General features: G+C 40.2%; 13 protein-coding genes. 3 read left to right on the forward strand and 10 right to left on the reverse strand.

Going from position 1 to position 20,097, the window contains the following annotated elements; all coding sequences use genetic code 11:
* Nucleotides 1–61: 61 nt before the first annotated feature.
* The 5 genes from JYB62_RS16380 to JYB62_RS16400 all read right to left on the reverse strand — a co-directional run bounded on the left by JYB62_RS16380 (nt 62) and on the right by JYB62_RS16400 (nt 5,972).
* A complete protein-coding gene (locus tag JYB62_RS16380) occupies nt 62–1,741 on the reverse strand; it encodes a peptidase associated/transthyretin-like domain-containing protein (protein WP_205646471.1) in 1,680 nt (559 codons plus the stop codon).
* Between the two features lie 9 nt (nt 1,742–1,750).
* Nucleotides 1,751–2,728 (reverse strand): FecR family protein, encoded by a 978-nt coding sequence (locus JYB62_RS16385; RefSeq protein WP_243431604.1) that lies wholly within the window; start codon nt 2,726–2,728, stop codon nt 1,751–1,753.
* Nucleotides 2,725–3,327: an RNA polymerase sigma-70 factor gene (locus JYB62_RS16390; protein ID WP_317194681.1), complete on the reverse strand. Its 603-nt coding sequence runs from the start codon at nt 3,325–3,327 to the stop codon at nt 2,725–2,727. The genes JYB62_RS16385 and JYB62_RS16390 overlap by 4 nt, the downstream gene beginning before the upstream one ends.
* 92 nt (nt 3,328–3,419) lie before the next feature.
* Entirely contained in the window at nt 3,420–4,112 is a 693-nt protein-coding gene (locus tag JYB62_RS16395; protein ID WP_205646472.1) for a cyclase family protein, read from the reverse strand.
* A gap of 66 nt (nt 4,113–4,178) precedes the next feature.
* Nucleotides 4,179–5,972: a heparinase II/III domain-containing protein gene (locus JYB62_RS16400; RefSeq protein ID WP_205646473.1), complete on the reverse strand. Its 1,794-nt coding sequence runs from the start codon at nt 5,970–5,972 to the stop codon at nt 4,179–4,181.
* Nucleotides 5,973–6,141: 169 nt separating this feature from the next.
* Between JYB62_RS16400 and JYB62_RS16405 the strand changes: the two genes are divergently transcribed.
* Nucleotides 6,142–8,250, forward strand: coding sequence for a beta-L-arabinofuranosidase domain-containing protein (locus tag JYB62_RS16405; protein ID WP_205646474.1), 2,109 nt, complete (start codon nt 6,142–6,144; stop codon nt 8,248–8,250).
* Between the two features lie 24 nt (nt 8,251–8,274).
* Complete coding sequence (locus JYB62_RS16410; RefSeq protein WP_205646475.1) at nt 8,275–11,379, forward strand: WD40/YVTN/BNR-like repeat-containing protein; 3,105 nt, start codon at nt 8,275–8,277, stop codon at nt 11,377–11,379.
* 8 nt (nt 11,380–11,387) lie between these two features.
* On the opposite strand, the gene JYB62_RS16415 is transcribed toward JYB62_RS16410, so the two are convergent.
* A complete protein-coding gene (locus JYB62_RS16415; protein WP_205646476.1) occupies nt 11,388–12,779 on the reverse strand; it encodes an alpha/beta hydrolase family protein in 1,392 nt (463 codons plus the stop codon).
* 789 nt (nt 12,780–13,568) lie between these two features.
* On the opposite strand from JYB62_RS16415, the gene JYB62_RS16420 reads away from it, so the two are divergent.
* Entirely contained in the window at nt 13,569–14,708 is a 1,140-nt protein-coding gene (locus tag JYB62_RS16420; protein WP_205646477.1) for an acyl-CoA dehydrogenase family protein, read from the forward strand.
* Between the two features lie 59 nt (nt 14,709–14,767).
* Here the strand turns inward: JYB62_RS16420 and JYB62_RS16425 are convergent, their stop codons facing one another.
* From JYB62_RS16425 to JYB62_RS16440, 4 genes are all read right to left on the reverse strand, one after another.
* Nucleotides 14,768–16,141, reverse strand: a complete 1,374-nt coding sequence (locus tag JYB62_RS16425; protein ID WP_205646478.1) for a hypothetical protein — start codon at nt 16,139–16,141, stop codon at nt 14,768–14,770.
* Nucleotides 16,142–16,174: 33 nt separating this feature from the next.
* Nucleotides 16,175–16,909 (reverse strand): MIP/aquaporin family protein, encoded by a 735-nt coding sequence (locus tag JYB62_RS16430; protein ID WP_205646479.1) that lies wholly within the window; start codon nt 16,907–16,909, stop codon nt 16,175–16,177.
* Nucleotides 16,909–18,408 carry a glycerol kinase GlpK gene (gene glpK, locus JYB62_RS16435; protein WP_205646480.1) on the reverse strand — a complete coding sequence of 500 codons (1,500 nt, stop codon included), beginning with the start codon at nt 18,406–18,408 and terminating at the stop codon, nt 16,909–16,911. The genes JYB62_RS16430 and glpK overlap by 1 nt, the downstream gene beginning before the upstream one ends.
* 69 nt (nt 18,409–18,477) lie before the next feature.
* Complete coding sequence (locus JYB62_RS16440; protein ID WP_205646481.1) at nt 18,478–20,043, reverse strand: glycerol-3-phosphate dehydrogenase/oxidase; 1,566 nt, start codon at nt 20,041–20,043, stop codon at nt 18,478–18,480.
* Between the last annotated feature and the right edge of the window lie 54 nt (nt 20,044–20,097).

Consider the following 20,097-nt stretch of genomic DNA (forward strand, 5'->3'; position numbering starts at 1 on the left):
TATCTAAGACAATCAAAATCTTTTTTACCCCTATGAAGCATGAGTATTTTTAGAAAAAAAATTAAAAAAAGCGGATTCCAGCCCGGAAACCCCACCAAAGCTGTGATTTAATATCATCTTGGGAGTCTTGTTCAGAGATAATTTTTGGAGAAGTATAGGTAAATAATTCTGGGTGATCTGAATACGAACTATCGTAAACTCTCCAATTAATACTGGGGCCTGCGAAGATTCCAACCTTATTGGCGAACTGGTAATCCAATCCCAAATAGCCTCGGTTGATCAAGTTTAAGGCTTCCAAATTTCCCTTCAAGAGCTGCTGGGAACTCAATTCGATATTGAGAAACAACTTATTTCCCAATTTGGGGGAGCTTCCTACTCCGTACCCAAAAGTCCAAGTGACTGAATCCGCCTTTTCAGGTCTCATCCCGGCAAAAATCATATTGTAAAACCCTCTGGCACCTGTTCTCAATGAGATATTCAAAGGCAACATTTCATCGGCTCCAATTTCCACTTTATGGTATCCTTTTCTGACAAAACTGATCAGGCCAATAGGGGTCCCAGAAGTACTGTCTGAATAGTTGAATAAGCCCAATTGAAAACCCTTGACATTTTTGGCAATATTGAGGACAGCAGAGATTTGGCCGCCTTCGACATCATGATGGGTGTAGTTGGTGACTCCTGCTAATTGTACTCCCCTAAGATCTGAGGTGACGATATTCAATACGCCCGCTGTTTGAACTCCTGAAACAGGACCTGAGGAAAAGTTGCCTATTCCTGCACCTTGAAAACCTGTCACCGCATCCAGATTGATATTGGTTAATCCTGCTACTTGGAATCCCTTTACCGTTCCGCCCACTTGATTAAAAAGACCTGCAGCTTGAAAATATTGTACATTTCTGCGGTTGATGTTAAAAAGCCCTCCAATTTCAGCTTTGTTGGTTCCTCCTGAGAAACCTCCTAAAATATTGAGAGAGAAATCATTGACCACAGATCCACTTATTTTTCGGTTCGTTCCTATAAAGGGTACAAAAGATGCCTGAAATCCACGGGATAAGGTATCTTGAATATTTTCCAGGTTGGTAAAGCCTACCGAATTGGAAGTCCAAGCCCAGAAATTTTTCATCGGTTCAGTCAGGCTTCGAACTATCGGAGAGGCATTTTCACCCGCTGCCTTCAAAAAGATTTTTCGAAACCTGGAGTTTCTACTTTCAATAAGTAAGGTGTCAGCATAATCTTTTTTGTTGACGATCAACTGGAAATTCTCCTCCGCAGGGTTTTTTACTTGAAATTGGAAAAAGCCAAATTCATCAGTAGTAGATGATTGTAGAGTGATGGGGTTATAAACAGTAGCATTTTTTATACGCTCTCCGGATTGCTCGTCCACCACATATCCACTGATGGTAATTTCTTTTTCAGCGGGAGGTGCTGGAGTCAATATCAGATAAACCCCTTTTTGTTTATAATTGACCGCGCCATTAAAAACTTCTTCCAATACTTCCCTACAGGATTGATCTGAGAAGTTACCGCTTATGTTTCTGTTTACATCCAGAGCGGAGGGACTGTAGGAAAATACTCCTCCTACTTCTTTAGAAAGCCTGTTTAAAAAACCGTCTAATGGTTCTTCCTGAGCTTCGATGGTAACCCTTTTTTCCAATAAGGATGTCTGTTGAGCATCAACGGAATGGTAGCTGCCAAGCAATAATAGGACGGCTATTATAGGCCTGTAAAAGGTATGTTCCATTCGAAAAAATTAATTGCAGGCTGCTCCTGAAAGTACGATATCACTTCCGTTTCTTTTAATATCTAAATTAAGCGTTTCAGAAATAATAGACAAAATGGTGTCCAGATCTTCATGTTCAAAATCTACTGTCAATCGGCAATTTCCAATATTTCCTTCCAAAATAATCTCAGTTTGATAGACTTGACTCAATTGGGCTACTACAAAAGCCAATTCTTGGTTGAGATAGGAAAAGGATTTAGTACTGTATGAATCCACATTGGCATCAGCTTCTTCTTTCGAGAAATTACCTGTGTTTTTGTTAAATGTCCCCTTTTCTCCCGCTAGAAGTTGAATTCCCTTGGTTGATTGTAAATACATTCTTACTTCCCCTTCCAAAACAGATACTTCTACCAATGGACTAGTTGGATAAGCTTTCACATTAAAGACTGTACCGATATCCTCAATAAACAATTCATTGACTTGGACCTGCCATTTAACTTTTTTGTCCTCAGGAATTGAAATCAAGGATTCTCCGCTTAGTTTGATCAGCCCTGTTTTTTTACGTTCATTGTATTCTACACTAACCTCTGAATCCCTATTTAAAGAGAGTTGGGTTTGATCTGGAAGTATTCGCGTCTCCACTTGATTCTCGCTCAAATACGTAAATTCTTCAGGAGCGGAAAGCTGTTGATAGATCAAGAAAGATACTGCGCAGATGAGGATGAAACTGGCAGCAATCCTCCATGGAGTAAAGAAAATTTGTTTTCCTTTTTTAGGGGGATGGATTTGTGGTTGGATTTTACTCCAGGCAAGGTCTGCATCAAACTGCTGGTCGGAACCTAGATTTGCTTTTTGAAAAATCAATAATTCATCATCCAGCACTTTTTGATTCTCCTCCGATAGGGCACACCATTCCTTCAGTTCTTTTTCTTCTGAAGGACTGATTTCACCAACTATGTATTTGGCGATAAGGCTGTCAATATAGAATTCTTCCTGCTCGCTCATCATTCTAATATGATATGAAGTAGTAGGGCAATCAATGGAAGGTATTCCTGCAACTGGGTCCGCATCAGTTTCAGGGCTTTTCCCATTTGATTTTCTACTGTTTTAATCGATAAATTTAATTGATCAGCAATCTCTTGGTATTTCAACTCCTCAAATCTACTCATGGTGAATATTAACCGACATTGTTGAGGTAAGGATTGAAGTGCAAGGGCAATTTTTTCCTCCAATTCTCCTTTCAGGGTGCTTTGATCAGAAGCTTCACTATGCTGTTCTCCCTGTTGGGTTATCATATCTCCATAATTCTTCTTGACCTTTTGATGCTTGATCTCATTTAGACAGGCATTTCGGATGATCTGATAGAGATAGGATTTGACCGAACTTTGGATGGAAATGTTTTCTCTTTTCTCCCAAAGCTTGATAAAGCAGGATTGTACTACTTCTTCGGCATCAGCAGGATCTTCCAGATAGGAATTCGCATAGCGACATAAGGGCTGATAATATTCTTTAAACAACATCTCCAGTGCTTTTTCATCACCTGACTTGATCGACTGAAAAATCATTTGATCGCTTGTTTGCATGGAGGCATTTTGCTGTTCATGCAAGATAAGGTTTTGAATTGTTTTTATAAATAGGACAACTCAGAAGGAGCATACCCCTATGCCGAATTCAAAAAAATAAATTAAAAACAGGTAGCTTACTCAAAAATTGCCACTGCTCGTACGGGAGAACCTGTGCCACCTTTGATTTTTAAAGGGAAAGCGATAAAGCGAAACCTTCCTCTTCCGATCAATTGATCTAAATTGACCATGTTTTCATAATGGGTAAAGCCCATTTTTCCACAGATGTGATGGACTTCTTTATTGGTGATTTTAGGAATACCTGGGGACATGGTTTCCACTCCAAATGCAGCAATTTTTTGTTCGCCTAACCATCGGGTAGCCTCAGTTGTTAATCCTGGCCCCTTCCCCCAATTCTCTGTTTGGTAGTATTTCCGGTAATGATCGGTATAAAGTAAAACAGTATCACCTTTCTTGATCTGAAGATCGCTTTTTCCCAAAGCAGCTATTAAATCTTGGGTACTGATTAATTCTTGAAGGCCTTTGCGGGAAAGGTCCAAGCAGATCCCCTCCGTGTAAAACATGGATAAGGGCATCGTGTCAATGGAACCACTCGAAAATTCTTTACCCATATGGTTGAGCGCATCTACATGCGTTCCGGTATGTTCACTCATTTCCAGATTTAATACACTGGGTGTTTGGGTGCTAGGATTCTCAATTTTATCCCATTGCTCATGAGTGGAATAGGTAGATATAGTTACAGGGGGTAGGGAATGATATGTTGGCATTCCCGAATAGATTTCCTGCGATAAGTCAATAATTTCAGCCATAAAAATAGTTTTCAATAAAAAAGATTTACCACAGTAATGGTTTCTGGAATTCTATATTAATTAGCATTAGTTCATTGGGATTAACCGTACTTCTAGCTTTTGCTTTTGATCAGGGGAAAGGGTGGTTTCAAATCCTATTAAAATCATTCCCTCATTCGTTTCTTCCCCTTTTGCAGTGGGATTGACAGGGTACAATTGAAGTTGGGCATTTTTGGGATAAATCACTTCCAATTTTAATTTTTCTTCTCCTTTCGATATGATCGCCTGGTTCTTCCCATTGAAACTTATTGCATCATACGTCATCATCCCCCAGCGTACATTGGAAGAATCGCTATTATTTTGAAGCTGATCTACAATTCTTACTTCTTTCCCTTTTTTGATGAGGGTGGTCCTTTCAATGCTTTTTAATTGATTTTCATACACTTTGGAAAGATCCAAAGAAGTGGATTTCAGGCTCTTTTTATCTTTTACTTTGAGTATTTCAGCCTTTCCATGAATGTTTTGAAGGGCGCTGTCCACTACCAAGGTATTATGGGAATAATTGGTATACCGGAATACAGACCAGCGCTCACCATCCTGCTCACCATCCCAAATATTGACTCCCTGAGATTCCAATGCGTTGTAATCATTCATACCTAGGTCTATTGCCCATCTTACTCCCTTGGCATCCATGACAAAACTCCCGATATCCATATGACCGTGACTTACTTCGGGTGAACCGGCCTTAGTACCTAGATAAATGGCATCTTTGGTCCAGCCGCTTCTTTGGAAACTGACTGGGTTTTCACCATTTCCTGTCCAAGTCAATTGGTCTGGAGTAGAGATAACTGTGGTATCCAATTCTGAAAGCCAGATCATTAAGAATGCGAAAAAACGGTTCGAAGTATTCACTGAATCCAGAGTTCTCTTTTGATCCAAAAACTCTTGAAGCAATGGCATTTGTTTAAACAGTAAACTAGGCTGCTGGGATTTGGAAGCAAACCAATACATAGCTGCTGACATCACCTCACTTTGTCTGGAATCAGAATAGTTGAAGCTACCCGTAGGCCCATGAGCATGTAGAAAATAATTCCCGGTTTTCAAAAAACCTTCAGAAACGGGCAATACCAATTCAGGATGTTTTTTCTGAAATGCATCAAGGTAAAGCACATGAAAGGTGGTACCATATTCCCAATAGGAAGTGCCTTCAGGATAAGCTCCATCCGGATTGTATTGGGCCTCTGGAATATGAATTTTTTCTTCCGATCTAGCCAGAATTTGGGTGGCCAATTCAGGATAATAATCGGCCACAGCCCAGGCTCCTATTGCTAGGGATGCATGACAAACCTGATTCCAGTTATTCGTGGTGTTGATCCACCAATAATCTTCAACCAAAGATGGTTTTAGGCCTTTCTCGGCGATCGCTTCTCTTATTTTTTGTGCAGATTTCTTAGATAAGTCTTCATGAACCCAGTCGTAACCAATCCCCATGGCCATGGTCATTTCAGCTACATCCAAAAAATGAGAAGGATTCCAATCCTGAAAATCAGCTGCTGCCAATAGATTTTTTTCTACTGCCATTAAGTATTTTTCATCACCAGTAAGCTGAAAAGCATAGCCTAGATAAGTGATCCGCTTCAAATATGCCCGACTTACACTTAATAACCTCCTTCCGGTCAATTCACGGGGTAAAGGAGGTAAGACAGCAACTTCATCCGCCACTTTCAAAAATTCAGTCTGAACTGCTTGAAGAAGTGGGGTGTTGTTTTTTGTATTTTTTGAAATGAACAGAGAAGGGCTTGTCTTTTGAGCTATTGCGGGAATAGTAGAAATCAAAAAAAGAGAGAATATAAGAAATCTACTAGTATGGGATAGAGACATGGCGATCTAAGTTAGAGGAGTACCCAAATTATCTTATGTTTTACATCTCTACAAACAAGGGGTGCAAGATTTAGAGGTGATTTACGAAATGGATTTCTTTGAATGGTAAGAGGATGGTCTCGGAGAAATGTATATTTATCTTAGAATGAAACCAACCTTTCAAAGTTCAATGATAAAAGACTTTTACTTCAGATGGTCAATTTTTCTTTTAATCAGCCTAGGATTACTCTCTTGTAGGTCTAAAAATTCCCAGGAGTCGACCACCTTACAGACCCATTATTTGAGCAATCGTGCTCCTTTGAAACCAAATCCCTATTTGGAACTTCCTCTGGGAAGTATTAAACCCAATGGTTGGTTAAAGGAGCAATTGGAAAGAATGGCGAGTGGTATGACTGGGAATCTGGATACCGTGTATCCCGAAGTAGTTGGCGAACGAAATGGCTGGTTAGGAGGAGATGGTGACGGTTGGGAGCGGGGGCCTTATTGGATTGATGGCTTGCTGCCTTTGGCATTTATTTTAGAAAATGAGGAATTGAAGGAAAAGGCCATGAAATGGGTGAATTGGACCTTGACTCATCAAGCTGAAAGTGGGTATATAGGCCCCATTCCTTTTGAAGAGGAACCAGAGGTAGAGGCAGGGATTCAAAAAGGTCCAAGAAAGGATTGGTGGCCGAAAATGGTGATATTAAAAGTCTTACAGCAATATTATCAGGCAACTGAGGATCAGCGGGTTGTTGAAGCTTTGACTAAATATTTTCATTATCAACTGGAGGAATTGCCGACTCACCCGTTAGATGAGCTTTCTTTTTGGGCCAATCGAAGAGCTGGGGATAATCTGGCAGTTGTCTATTGGCTTTACAACATTACAGGGGATCCTAAACTCATAGAATTGGGTGAGTTGATTCAGACACAAACCTTCCCTTGGGAAGAGGTTTTTTCTAATGCGCCGAATGATCAAGAATTTACAGATACTTGGCATTACAACAAAGGGAAAAGATATCCTTTTGACCATAATGAGATTTCTAGTTTGAACCTAGCACAAGTTCCGGGGCTACATACAGTCAATGTGGCCCAAGGCCTAAAACAGCCAGTAGTTTATTATCAAAAATCGGGGGATCCTAGTGCGGTAAATTCAGTTAAGAATGCTTTGGCTATGCTTAAGGAATATCATGGCCAGCCTCAAGGCATGTATGGTGGAGATGAGCCTTTGCATGGGAAGAGTCCGGTTCAAGGAATTGAATTTTGCTCGATTTCTGAGGAAATGTTTTCGTTGGAGACTATCCTGAAAATTACGGGAGATGCCAGTTTTGCAGATTTGTTGGAAAAAATCACCTACAATGCCTTGCCTACCCAAGCGTCTGATGATTTTACCAGTAGACAATATTTTCAGGCTGCCAATCAAGTGAGATTATCCGATGACTTGGATTATTCCTACGAAACCAAAAATCACGGGGGGACAGATTTTGTTTTTGGGGAGCTGACTGGATATCCTTGCTGCACGACGAATATGCATCAATCTTGGCCTAAGTTTGTCCAGAATCTATTTTATGCTACTCCTGATGCGGGGGTTGCCGCTTTGTTGTACGCACCAAGTTCTGTAGAACTATTGGTAGGAAACGGAGAGAGATTACAAATAAAAGAAACAACCGGTTTTCCTTTTCGAGAATCTATTCAATTTGAGTTGAACCTTTCTGCTACCTCCGATTTTCCATTTCATTTAAGAATTCCAAGCTGGGCGGTAAATCCGACTATACTTATTAATGGGGAGTCGGTCGCGTTTGAAAATAAAAATGGAATCGCAATCATTCAGAGAACATGGCAGGATGGAGACCAAGTGGAGCTTAATTTGCCTATGCAATTAAAATCTTCGACTTGGTATGAAGGAATGGTGGCAATAGAACGTGGTCCACTGGTCTACAGCTTGAAAATAGAGGGAGAAACGAAAACAAAAGATAGAAATGATAGATTTCGGGCCTTTCAGGAGGTTTATCCTTTAGATCCCTGGAATTATGGATTGAATGAGTCCACTTTGAATGATTTGGAAGGTTCTGTAAAAGTGCAAGAAAATCCCTGGGATGGAAGCTACCCTTGGAACCTTGAAAATTCCCCAATTCAATTGAAGTTGCCAGCAAACCAAATTCCTTCTTGGAAGTTGATCAATCAAGTCCCAACTGGCTTAAAACTTGAAAATCTTGGTAGGGATCAAGAGGTGGTTTTAGTGCCTTATGGGACCACTACACTTCGAATTACGGAGTTCCCTTTGATAAAATCAGAATGAATTGGGAAAGAGTAATCTGGAATCATGGCCATTCCTATAATTGCCTTGTTTTTTAAGCCGATTTCCCAGTATATTTTGTCTTTAACTGAAATTGCAATGCTAAAAAAGCTACTTACCACCGCCTTTTTGTTACCGATGAGTATTTGGGCCTTTTCCCAAGATCTCACTCCTTTATTGAATTCATATAAATTTCGAAATGTGGGGCCTTTACGTGGAGGTCGAGTGACTGCTGTAGCCGGGGTTGCCTCAAAACCTTCTTTGTTTTATATGGGAGCAACTGGAGGTGGCGTATGGAAAACAGAAGATTATGGGATCACTTGGGAGAATATCTCCGATGGGTATTTCCCAACTCCTTCCATCGGGGCCATTTCCGTTTATCAAAAACAGCCTGAAATTATTTATGTGGGCACGGGTTCAGATGGACTTCGCTCCAATGTTATTACCGGCAAAGGGGTATATAAATCCACGGATGAAGGTAAAACCTGGGATTTCATTGGTTTAAAAGATGCGGGACAGATCGGGTCGGTAGAAATACATCCGGAAAATCCTGACATCGTGTATGTAGCTGCGATTGGTCTGGCATTTGAAAAAAATGAAGAAAGAGGGGTCTTTAAAACTATGGATGGAGGAAAAACCTGGGACAAGGTTTTCTATCATTCCGATAGTGTCGGTGTTTCCGATTTGGAATTGGCTCCTGATGATCCAAATACCATTTATGCAGGTGCTTGGAGAGGGGAGCGAAAGCCTTGGACGATTACTTCAGGTTCCTCTGAGGGTGGAGTTTACAAGTCTACTGATGGTGGTAAAACATGGGATAAACTCAGCAATGGACTACCCACTGGATTAACCGGGAAAATCGATTTTGCAGTTTCACCCGCAGATCCGGATGTGGTATATGCAAATATTGAGGCTTCGGATAATCAAGGCGGTTTATATCGATCATTGGATCGGGGAGCTAGCTGGGAGTTTGTTTCCGATAATGATAATTTGACCAACAGGCCTTTTTATTACACCAATATTTACGCGAATCCAAAAGATGCCAATACAGTTTATAATAATTCGCTGCGCTTTTTAAGATCCTTTGATGGAGGAAAGACTTGGAAATCCATTTCCACTCCACATGGAGATAATCATGATATTTGGATCAATCCGAATGATACTACCATTTGGATTCAGGCAAATGATGGAGGAGCAAATATCACATTGAACTCTGGTAAAAGTTGGTCTACCCAGTTCAACCAACCTACAGCTGAACTGTACACGGTAGAGGTAGATGATCAATATCCTTATTGGTTATATGCTGGTCAGCAAGACAACTACAGTGCGATTGCGGTGCCAAGCATGCCTCCCTCCAGTGTGCAGGCAGGGCCTAATTCTTTTATTATTAATGTGGGAGGTTGTGAAACAGGACCGGCAGTTCCAAAGCCTGGAAACCCAAATATTGTCTACTCTAATTGTAAAGGCCGTTTTGGAGTTTATGATAAAACCTCCGGACAGGAAATGCAATATTATGTGGGGGCTACCAATATTTATGGGCATAATCCAAAAGACTTGAAGTTCAGATTTCAGCGAGTTGCGCCGATTCATGTGTCTCCTCATAATCCAGATGTAGTCTATCATACTTCTCAGTATGTTCATAAAACTACTGATGATGGGAAAACTTGGGAGATTATTTCACCGGATCTAACAGCATTTGATCCGGATACTCAGGTGGTGCCGGGATCACCTATCACTCGAGATGTAACTGGAGAAGAGTATTACAGTACCATATATGCGATAAGAGAATCTCCTATTCAGGAAGGGTTGATTTGGGTAGGTGCAAATGACGGCCCTGTACACGTGACCAAAGATGGAGGTAAGACTTGGGAAAATGTGACTCCAAATATGCCTAAAGGAGGAAGAGTAGATGCGGTAGAGCCATCACCTCATGACCCTGCAAAAGCCTATGTATCTGTTTTGCGTTATCTGTTAGGAGATGACAAGCCTTATATTTATAAGACCGAAGATTATGGCCAAACCTGGACCTTATTGACTACAGGTTCTAATGGAATTCCAGAGGATTATCCCACGTTGGTGATGAGAGAGGATCCTGTAAAAGAAGGGATTCTGTATGCAGGTACTCAATTTGGCTTATTTATTTCTATGAATGATGGAGAAACTTGGACAGCTTTTGAAAGTAATCTTCCTGTAACTCCTATTACGGATATTAAGATTCATCAAGATGATTTGGTGATGTCTACTATGGGTAGAGGTTTCTGGGTTTTGGATAATCTGATAAGCTTAAGAGGGATCAACAGTATCGGAACCCAAGGGGTTGTGTTTTTTCAGCCCAAAACTGCCATAAGAAATTACCTTTCTGCAAGAAGTGAGACGAATGGACCGGAATATCCAAGAGCTGCCGCAAATCTGGATTATTATTTAGAAGATGAGGCCGCAAATCTTCGCTTGGAAATAATCAACGAAAAAGGGGAAGTGGTTCATGCCTATCAAGCCGATGGTCCTGAGGAACCGGAAGTTGATACCACTAGAAATATGTCTACTGAGTTTACTGAAGCTCCTGCTTCCAAAGGCCTTCCCAATAAAGCTGGAATGAATCATTTCAACTGGAATATGAGGCATCAAGGCGGATGGGATAAAGATCCGGAAAAAGCCTACCTAGGAAATGGACCTATGGTGTCCACAGGAACTTATACAGCAAGGTTGATTGCAGATGATCAGGTTCTGGAAGAGAAGTTTGATGTGATTTTGGATCCAAGAGTGACACTTGTTTCGGATGAAGATGTGGCAGAACAAGAGCAGCTATCTCTTCAAATTCAATCGTTCAGAGATGAGGTTGAAAAGCTGATCGCTGCCATTGAAAAGGAGCAAGAAGCCCTCAAAATGGTGCTGGAGAATGAAAATCCAGCTAAGAATGTAGAAAATAAGAAGAAGCAGCTGGATGAAATTTATTATGAATTGGTAACTCCTGAAGGGACTTACATGCAACCAATGCTTCAGGATCAAGCCAGGTACTTAGGTTCTATGCTTGGAAGGGCAGATCAAAAACCAGGAAAAGATGCGTATGAGAGATTAGAGGAATTGCAACAGAAATTCAATGAGGTAAAATCAATTTATGAGAGGATGAAATAACATCCTCTCTATTTAATTTGCTCATTGATCCAGTGAAGAATTTCCTCCATGGCAATAGGTGAAAATGTTTGTTCAATGGAGGCATATTCGCTCGGCATTCCTGTGGTGCTTTCTTGGAATAAATGATTGAGTTCAGGGATTTCTACAATGGTAACTTGATTATTCCCCCCTCTTTCAAGGGCTGATTTGATGGCTCCCAGATTTTCCTTTGGAGCAACTTGTAGGTCTTTCGACCCATTGATTGCCAATACAGGGCACGTAACTTTTTCTAAGGTTGGAGCAGGATCATATTGGATGAAATATTGCATCCATGGGTTAGTCATTTGGTTGATCTGGGCATTGACAAAATCGGCCTCAGTCATTCCGCTTGGAATTTGATTTTTGGGAATGTTTCTAAAAGTTTCACTCATTAAGTCAGATAAATCTCTTTCCAAATTGTTAGAGTTTTTGACTAGGTCAAAAGCTTTTTTACTGATGATGTCATTTTCTATTAATTGATTTTCTGTCATCCCGGAAGCTTTCCCAAGCATTCTTTGTTGGAGCAAGAGCAATTCATCCCCAGGAATTCCTGTTCCAGCCATTAAGATTAAAAAGGCCACATCCTCATTGGAAATCGCTACTTTTGGAGCGATAATCCCGCCTTCACTATGTCCTGCCAAACCAATTTTTGTGGGATCAATTTCCTCTCTGGTTTTTAAATATTCCAATGCAGCTTCCGCGTCATTTGCAAAATCAGCACTCGTAGCCTGACCATGTTCCCCAGTGGATTTTCCGGTTCCCCGATCATCGAAGCGAAGTACTGCGATTCCATTTCGAGTCAAATAATCGGATAAAACCAAAAAGGGCTTGTGGCCCATTAATTCTTCATCTCTATTCTGGGGCCCACTTCCACTGATTAAAATAACTGCAGGGAACTTATTTCCAGTTTTAGGGATGGTGAGGGTTCCAGCTAGCGTGATTCCATCTTTTGAATTTTCGAATGTCAGATCCTCTGATAAATAAGGATAGGGTTTTTTAGGTTCCTGTGGTCTTTTGGATTCTTCCTTCGTTATCTCTCCTTTAATCAGGTTCAAAGGGAATGGCTGACCCGCCTGGGTGAAAACACCAATAATGATTTGGTCTTTATCCAAAGTCCCTTCGTATTCAATTCTTGCATTGGAAATTGTGATTTTCAAAGTCCCATCTTGGAAAGTCGTAGAATTCACAGGAATTCCAAAAGCTGCTTGGTCAGGACTGTCCATGGTGGATTTGTAGCCAGAATCGGTTTTCTCAATATTAAAAACCAACCTCAATTGAACACCTTGAACTTTCAAAACCCCGTTCCATTGACCCTCAATGTCTTGTGCAAAAGCTGATAGAGAAAGTAATAGGCTGGTAAGTAGGAATAAAAAGGATTTCATAAAAGAGTTATTGAGGTGTGTTGGTTAGTTTTTAGAAGATTAAAATGGCCATTACTTGACAAGTTTTTTGAGTTCTTTTTCGCTGAGGGCTTGTTCGAACGCAGCAAGTCCGCCAATTTGACCCCTAAAGAAATTATCCATTCAATTTTTTAACAGAACTACTCCTACTGTAAAATCAGATCCATTAATGCCCATTCCATCTGGATAATAATATGGATGCTTACGTTAGATAAGTCCGTTAGGATATCCTTCATAGCCCTTCGTATGTTGGATCAGTTCAGGTTTACGAGATTCAAATTTTCCATTTATATAGGATTTAACGTATTCTCCATCATAGGTGAAGGCAGTGCAGGCCAATTCATTTTTTTGCTAGCAGAATAATCAATGGAATATAGAATTAGGGCTTCCTCCTTGGGTTTTTTAGGTGAAACATGTTACATGGAAAGCTAGATAAATTAGGAGAAAAGGTCAAAAGACGATTTAAGTGAAGCTTTCTATTGAATCACTTTTAAACCATAGGTTTGTGTAAATTAAGTGATGCGTTCCTTCCGGTAAGCGATTGGCCTTTAGTGAAATAAATTAATTTTTTTGATAGAATTAGAAGGAAATTAAAACTTGAGTTTCCGAAGTTAGGGATTAAAAATGGGTAGAAGAAGAAGAAAATGCGAAGTGAATCATTGGTTTTATTGGGATATACAGAAGGTTTTTGAAAATATCGCGGTTTGGGGAATCCAAACTTATTATGAATCTTAGGGTTAAATCAATAAATAGACCCAAATAACTACCTATATGAATTTTAGAGAAAGTGAAAACCAGCGAATGATCGCGGAAATGATCCGGGATTTTGGTTCTAAAGAAATTACGCCTTTTCGAAAAGATTGGGATGATCGACAATTTTTCCCCAAGGAACTTTTTAAAAAACTGGGGGAGCTCGGACTGATGGGAGTGTTAGTGCCTACTGAATTTGGAGGAGCTGGCTTTGGTTATGAAGAATATGTAACTGCTATTGTTGAACTTTCAAAGCTAGATCCTTCCGTAGGTTTGTCCATGGCAGCCCATAATTCTTTGTGTACTGGGCATATCATGCTTTTTGGAAATGAGGAGCAAAAAAATACCTATTTACCGAAACTTGCTACCTGTGAATGGTTGGGAGCCTGGGGTCTGACGGAGCCAAATACAGGTTCGGATGCCGGGAACATGCGTACAGTTGCTGAAAAGGATGGTGAATATTGGGTAATCAATGGCGCCAAAAACTTTATTACGCATGGAGTATCCGGAGATGTGGCAGTGGTTATTGCCAGAACCGGAGAAGTAGGAGATAGTCATGGGATGACTGCATTTATAGTAGAAAGAGGAACCAAAGGATTTGAAGGAGGAAGAAAAGAGGATAAGTTGGGCATGCGGGCGTCAGAAACTGCGGAGATGATTTTTACTGATTGTAGAATTCATGAATCACAAGTTTTGGGAAATGTAGGAGAAGGCTTTATCCAATCGATGAAAGTTTTGGATGGGGGTAGGATTTCCATTGCGGCTTTGTCATTGGGGATAGCGGAAGGTGCCTTAGAGGCCTCTATTCAATATTCAAAGGAAAGAGAGCAGTTTGGTAAACCAATCAGTAAGTTCCAAGGAATTTCCTTTAAATTGGCTGATATGGCTACCCAGGTAGAAGCTGCAAAACTGTTGATCATGAAAGCAGCAGACCTGAAGAACAGAGGAGAGAAAGTGACCTTAGCTTCTGCAAAAGCAAAATATTTTGCTTCAGAGGTGTGTGTTTCAGTATCCAATGATGCGGTACAGATATTTGGAGGCTATGGATTTACCAAAGACTATCCAGTAGAAAAGTATTACCGTGACTCTAAATTGTGTACGATAGGAGAAGGGACCTCGGAAATTCAAAAAATGGTGATTGCCAGAGAGGTTTTGAAGTAAATTCTTAAAAAAGGGCTATCTAAAGGGTATTGAAAACTTTAAATAAAGGAAATTCTAAGTTAGCGGGTAGATTCATATCTATATAATAAATACCTTTTTTGTCCTGTAATTATACTTTGGAACTGAGGTATATCCTTTAAACTTAATAAGGTATTAAGTTCATTAGTAGGATATACAATTGGACTCAATAAAACCTTGTCTAACAAGACAAATTCTATTTTTTGATCTTCTAAGTTTTGAATGAATTCTTGGGGAGAATTCAGACTTAAATTTGGATTGTCTTTGTAAAAACTTGGAACAAGTTTCATCCAGCCTCCATTTACCTTTGGAGTTTTCGGAAGTTGATTTTTTAAATAGAAGTCATGTGAATTTGTAAACACATTTTGGATAGACCAATCTGGTTCAACGGTTTTTAAATCAGAATCGATTTGTTCAAAAAGTAGATAGCGATCTTTTATTTCTTTTTTCTGTGAATAATTTTTCATTACAACCGGAACTATTGCAAAGCAAAGGAATACCCTTGCTATAATTTTTAGTCTGGGTTTTAGAGATTCAACAAAACACGCAAAGAATAAAAAAGCAAATGGGATAATTAGAAAAATGCCTCTTGGGGAAGGGTGGAGTTTAATCAAGAAAAAATATAAGAGAAGTACTACTATAACTTGCCTAAAGTCTTTTAGGATAAAATATGAAATAAGAAGGATCAAAAAATAATACCAATGGTAAGATAGGTTAGTTAAATAGAAATGAATAAACTCAATTATGGGATATGTTCTAAAATCATAATTAGGTTCGATTTTAAGCCAATTTGGTTCTTCGTACAGTAAATGATGTGGACTAGTAAAAAACTGCCCTGTGCTTACATATGCGACAATTGAATAGATTAAAATTGATCCAATTAAGGCTAATATAGATTTTAACTTCATTTGCCAATTGCTTTTCAAAATAACCGAACTGATCAAAATTGATCCGATTAAAGCAAACCCTTCGTAACGAATCCAAGTAGATAAAATCAAAAAAAATATTGCGAGGTTTGATTCCAGCATTTTGTCACTGGATATATAAATCAATCCAAAAGAGGCAAAAAATAGGAACATTGGATATGATCCAGGGTCAAGAAGAGAAGTAATAAAAATTTGACTAGATGCTAACGTCAATATTAGGAAAAAAATATAAGATCCAAGACTTAGCTTCTTTTTGAAAAAGATAAACGTGATTAACGAGAAGCCTAATATAATAGCCCAATTGAAAGCTTTCAGTCCGATTAATAAATCAATACCTGATTTTAAAATAAATAAAATCCATAAAAAATATCCAGGAGGATAAACCCCGATGTGTAATGATTTGTAGTCTAAATGATTTGCTACTGAAACTATTCCGAGAAAATCATTGGAATAGACCAAATTTCCAAAGAATAGGTCTACTCCAAACAAAAAGGCAGGAATAATTAGCAGCCTATATTCCATTCAATAACCAACCAATAAATATAGTCCTGCCGCTAATGCTGCTCCTGCTATAGGACCTAAAACAGGAACCCAGGCATATCCCCAATCGGAGCTTCCTTTGCCTTTAATTGGCAATATAGAGTGCATTAATCTTGGGCCAAAATCACGGGCAGGATTGATTGCATAGCCAGTGGTTCCTCCCAAAGCTAACCCAATTACCCAAACCAGGAAGGCAACAGGGATTGCCCCAAGTGAACCCATTCCAATGGGAGTTTCAGTTGCATCCTCTATTTTGGCTCCCGTGTTATATAATATGACCAGAATTAGTACAAACGTACCGATGAGCTCTGAAAAGAAATTAAGAGGGAGATTTCTAATGGCAGGGGAGGTGCCAAATGGGGCTGCTTTGAGGCCAGGATCATCTGTAGCTTCATAATGATCCTTATAAAAAAACCAGGCAATCCCAACGCCGATCATCGCTCCTAATGTTTCTGCAGCAATGTATCCGGGTACCATGGCCCATTCAAATTTTCCTACAATGGCTAAGCCTACGGTTACCGCTGGATTTAAGTGTGCCCCACTGTAAGGACCAGCCACGACTACTCCTACAAAAACTGCCAATGCCCAGGCAGTACTTATTTCCATAATTCCTCCACCATTTCCTTTGGTTTTTGGGAGAAGCATATTGGCTACTACTCCTGAGCCTAGTAAAAGGAGTAGCCCTGTTCCGATTATTTCTGCAATGTATGGGTTCATTATTCTATCCAGTCTTTTGATCGTTCAACAGCCTTATGCCAAAAATGTAGCAGTTTTTCTCTTTTATTCTCATCCATCTGAGGAGTAAAGCTTTTATCTGCTGTCCACAATGATTGCAGTTCTTCTCTGTTTTTCCAAAATCCTAAAGCCAAGCCTGCCAAGAAAGCGGCACCAATAGCGGTGGTTTCAATGATTTCCGGTCTTTTAATTTCGCAATCCAACAAATCTGCCTGAAACTGCATCATGAAGTTATTGGCTGTTGCACCACCATCTACTCTTAGTTCCTGGGTAGGCTTTCCAGAGTCTTTTTCCATTGCTTTCAATACATCATAAACTTGATAAGCGATTGCTTCCAAAGCTGCTCGGGTCATATGGGCACTGGTGGTGCCTCTAGTAATCCCAAAAAATGCACCCCGGGCATTTTGGTCCCAATGAGGTGCTCCAAGACCTGTCAATGCAGGCACGAAATAAACTCCGTCATTATCATCTAAGCTCATGGCAAGCTTTTCAGAATCTTTGGCATTTGGGAATAACTCGATCCCATCTCGAAGCCATTGAATAGCTGCACCACCTATGAACACGGATCCTTCCAAGGCATAGTTGATTTCATCACCAATTTTCCAGGCAACGGTGGTCAGTAATTGATTCTCCGATTTTACAGCCTCATTACCAGTATTCATTACCAAAAAGCAACCTGTTCCATAAGTAGTTTTGGCCATCCCAGGTTCAGTGCAGAGCTGCCCGAAAAGTGCAGCTTGTTGATCTCCAGCAATTCCAGCAATGGGGATTTTGACGCTCAATACATCCCCGGCCGTTTCACAGTATATTTCACTGCAGGATTTCACTTCTGGTAATAAAGATTCAGGGATGTCAAAAAGTTGTAAGAGTTCCTTATCCCATTCTTGAGTGTGTATGTTGTAGATCATGGTTCTACTGGCATTGGTAATGTCAGTTATATGGGTTTTTCCCGCAGTAAGATTCCAAATCAGCCAGGAATCTACGGTTCCAAATGCTAGTTCACCCGCTTCTGCCTTTGCTCTTGCCCCTTCTACATTTTCTAAAATCCACCGGATTTTAGTGGCTGAAAAATAGGCGTCAATGATCAATCCCGTCTTAGATGCCACCAAGTCAGCATGGCCTTTTTCTTTTAATGAATTGCAATAGGAGGCAGTCCTGCGATCTTGCCAAACGATGGCATTGTAGATTGCCTTACCTGTTTTTCGGTCCCAGATTAAAGTGGTTTCCCGTTGGTTGGTAATGCCGATTCCAGCGATTTGATCTGCTCGAATCCCTTGGTTAATGAGGGATTCAACCATGACGCTGGATTGACTTGTCCAGATTTCGTTTGGGTCATGTTCTACCCATCCGGAGTCTGGAAAATATTGTTTAAAGTCTTTTTGGGCAACGGAAACAATTTGCCCCTTTTTGTCAAAAATGATTGCTCTGGAACTGGTGGTGCCCTGATCCAGTGCCATCAGGTAGGGTTTTTCTTGGGTCATTCTAATTTAAAATTGGCTGCCAATAATTTTCAAGACAGCTGATGGTTAACAAAATCTCATTCGGTGATGCTACTTTCTAATTAAATACTTTTCTGCCACTTTATTGAAATCCTGAATTTCTTGAGAAATCCAGTCCTGGTCTTTATCAAGTTCAATAGCCATCAAGTGAGCTACTTTTTCTGCTGTATCGATGGCTGCTTGAGCATCAAGGATCAAAATACGAATTCTTCTTGATAGGATGTCCTCAACTTTGACAGCCATTTCATTTCTTACTGCCCAAATTACTTCAGCGGCAATATTTGGAAAGTCAGGATGGAGTTTCTCGGCAAGTTTGGGTTCCTCTATTGCTAATGCTTGAATAGCGGTTGCATCTGATCCGTATAGTTGCCAGTGGCCTTCTTGTAGCTTTTCAGAGTATCCATGGATTTTCATATCCAGAGACGTGCTAGCTCCAGGCTTCGCTCCAGTCACTTCTTGGAAATGATCCACCGTGTCTTCTCCCATTTTTCGAAAAGTAGTCCATTTACCTCCAGTCAAGGTTACCAGCCCACTTTCTGAAACAATCACTTTATGGGATCTGGAGATTTCTTTGGTTTTGGTACTGCCCTCCTGGGGTCTGGCTAGAGGTCTCAATCCTGCAAAAACAGCTTTTATGTCTGCTCTGGTTGGTTTTCTTGTCAAATAACCTCCGGCCGTTTCCAATACAAAGTCAATTTCTTTTTGTAAGGCTTCTGGCTCTAATTTTGGTTTTTCACGAAGTGTATCTGTGGTTCCTACAACGAGTTTTCCATGCCATGGAACCGCAAATAATACCCTTCCATCTCTGGTTTTAGGGATCATTAATGCGTCAGAACCTCCTAAAAAATCCAAGTCCATAACCAAGTGAATCCCTTGACTTGGTTGGATCATCTTTGGAGCTTTAGGATTATCCATTTGTAGGATTTTATCAGCGAAAACTCCTGTGGCATTCACCACCATTTTAGCTTGAAGGGTATACTTTTTCTTCGTTAGAAGATCTTGAATTTTCAACCCGGTAATTTTTCCAGATTGATCTTTTTCTAAGTTATTGACTTTGGTATAATTCAAAATGCAGGCTCCGGCCTCGTCTGCGGTTTGCGCAATATCCAGGGCCAGACGGGCATCGTCAAATTGACCATCGTGATAAACAACTCCCCCCATTAATCCTTTTTGAAGGACTGCAGGCAATCTTTTTATAGTTTCTTTTTTAGAGATGAAAGTGGATTTCCCAAGACTCAACCGGCCTGACATCCAATCATAAAGTTTTAAACCTACGCTGTATTGAATACGGTCAAACCAAGTGTAAATAGGGATAATAAAGGGCTGGTCATGCGCAAGGTGAGGGGCATTTTTAAGCAACTTTCCTCTTTCTTTCAATGCTTCCAATACCAGCATTACATCACCTTGCGCTAAATAGCGAACGCCGCCATGAACCAGTTTGGTGCTTCGGCTGGATGTGCCTTTGGCAAAATCAGCTTTCTCCAGTAATACGACAGACATCCCTCTGGATATGGCATCCAATGCAACTCCCAATCCTGAGGACCCTCCACCAATCACGGCAATATCCCAGACTTTTGAAGAGTCTTGGACTTGCTTTATGTTTTCTTCTCTATTCATTTCTTACTAAATCGATTTAAAAGTAAGAAAAAAGAAACAAAAAGAAATAAAAAG

The organism is Algoriphagus lutimaris, assembly GCF_017051705.1.
Taxonomy (GTDB): domain Bacteria; phylum Bacteroidota; class Bacteroidia; order Cytophagales; family Cyclobacteriaceae; genus Algoriphagus; species Algoriphagus lutimaris.

Excerpts from the sequence above, each read along its gene's own strand:
- JYB62_RS16380 (WP_205646471.1), bottom strand. The coding sequence starts at position 1,741 with ATGGAACATACCTTTTACAGGCCTATAATAGCCGTCCTATTATTGCTT.
- JYB62_RS16385 (WP_243431604.1), bottom strand. The coding sequence starts at position 2,728 with ATGATGAGCGAGCAGGAAGAATTCTATATTGACAGCCTTATCGCCAAA.
- JYB62_RS16395 (WP_205646472.1), bottom strand. The coding sequence starts at position 4,112 with ATGGCTGAAATTATTGACTTATCGCAGGAAATCTATTCGGGAATGCCA.
- JYB62_RS16400 (WP_205646473.1), bottom strand. The coding sequence starts at position 5,972 with ATGTCTCTATCCCATACTAGTAGATTTCTTATATTCTCTCTTTTTTTG.
- JYB62_RS16405 (WP_205646474.1), top strand. The coding sequence starts at position 6,142 with ATGATAAAAGACTTTTACTTCAGATGGTCAATTTTTCTTTTAATCAGC.
- JYB62_RS16410 (WP_205646475.1), top strand. The coding sequence starts at position 8,275 with ATGGCCATTCCTATAATTGCCTTGTTTTTTAAGCCGATTTCCCAGTAT.
- JYB62_RS16415 (WP_205646476.1), bottom strand. The coding sequence starts at position 12,779 with ATGAAATCCTTTTTATTCCTACTTACCAGCCTATTACTTTCTCTATCA.
- JYB62_RS16420 (WP_205646477.1), top strand. The coding sequence starts at position 13,569 with ATGAATTTTAGAGAAAGTGAAAACCAGCGAATGATCGCGGAAATGATC.
- JYB62_RS16430 (WP_205646479.1), bottom strand. The coding sequence starts at position 16,909 with ATGAACCCATACATTGCAGAAATAATCGGAACAGGGCTACTCCTTTTA.
- glpK (WP_205646480.1), bottom strand. The coding sequence starts at position 18,408 with ATGACCCAAGAAAAACCCTACCTGATGGCACTGGATCAGGGCACCACC.
- JYB62_RS16440 (WP_205646481.1), bottom strand. The coding sequence starts at position 20,043 with ATGAATAGAGAAGAAAACATAAAGCAAGTCCAAGACTCTTCAAAAGTC.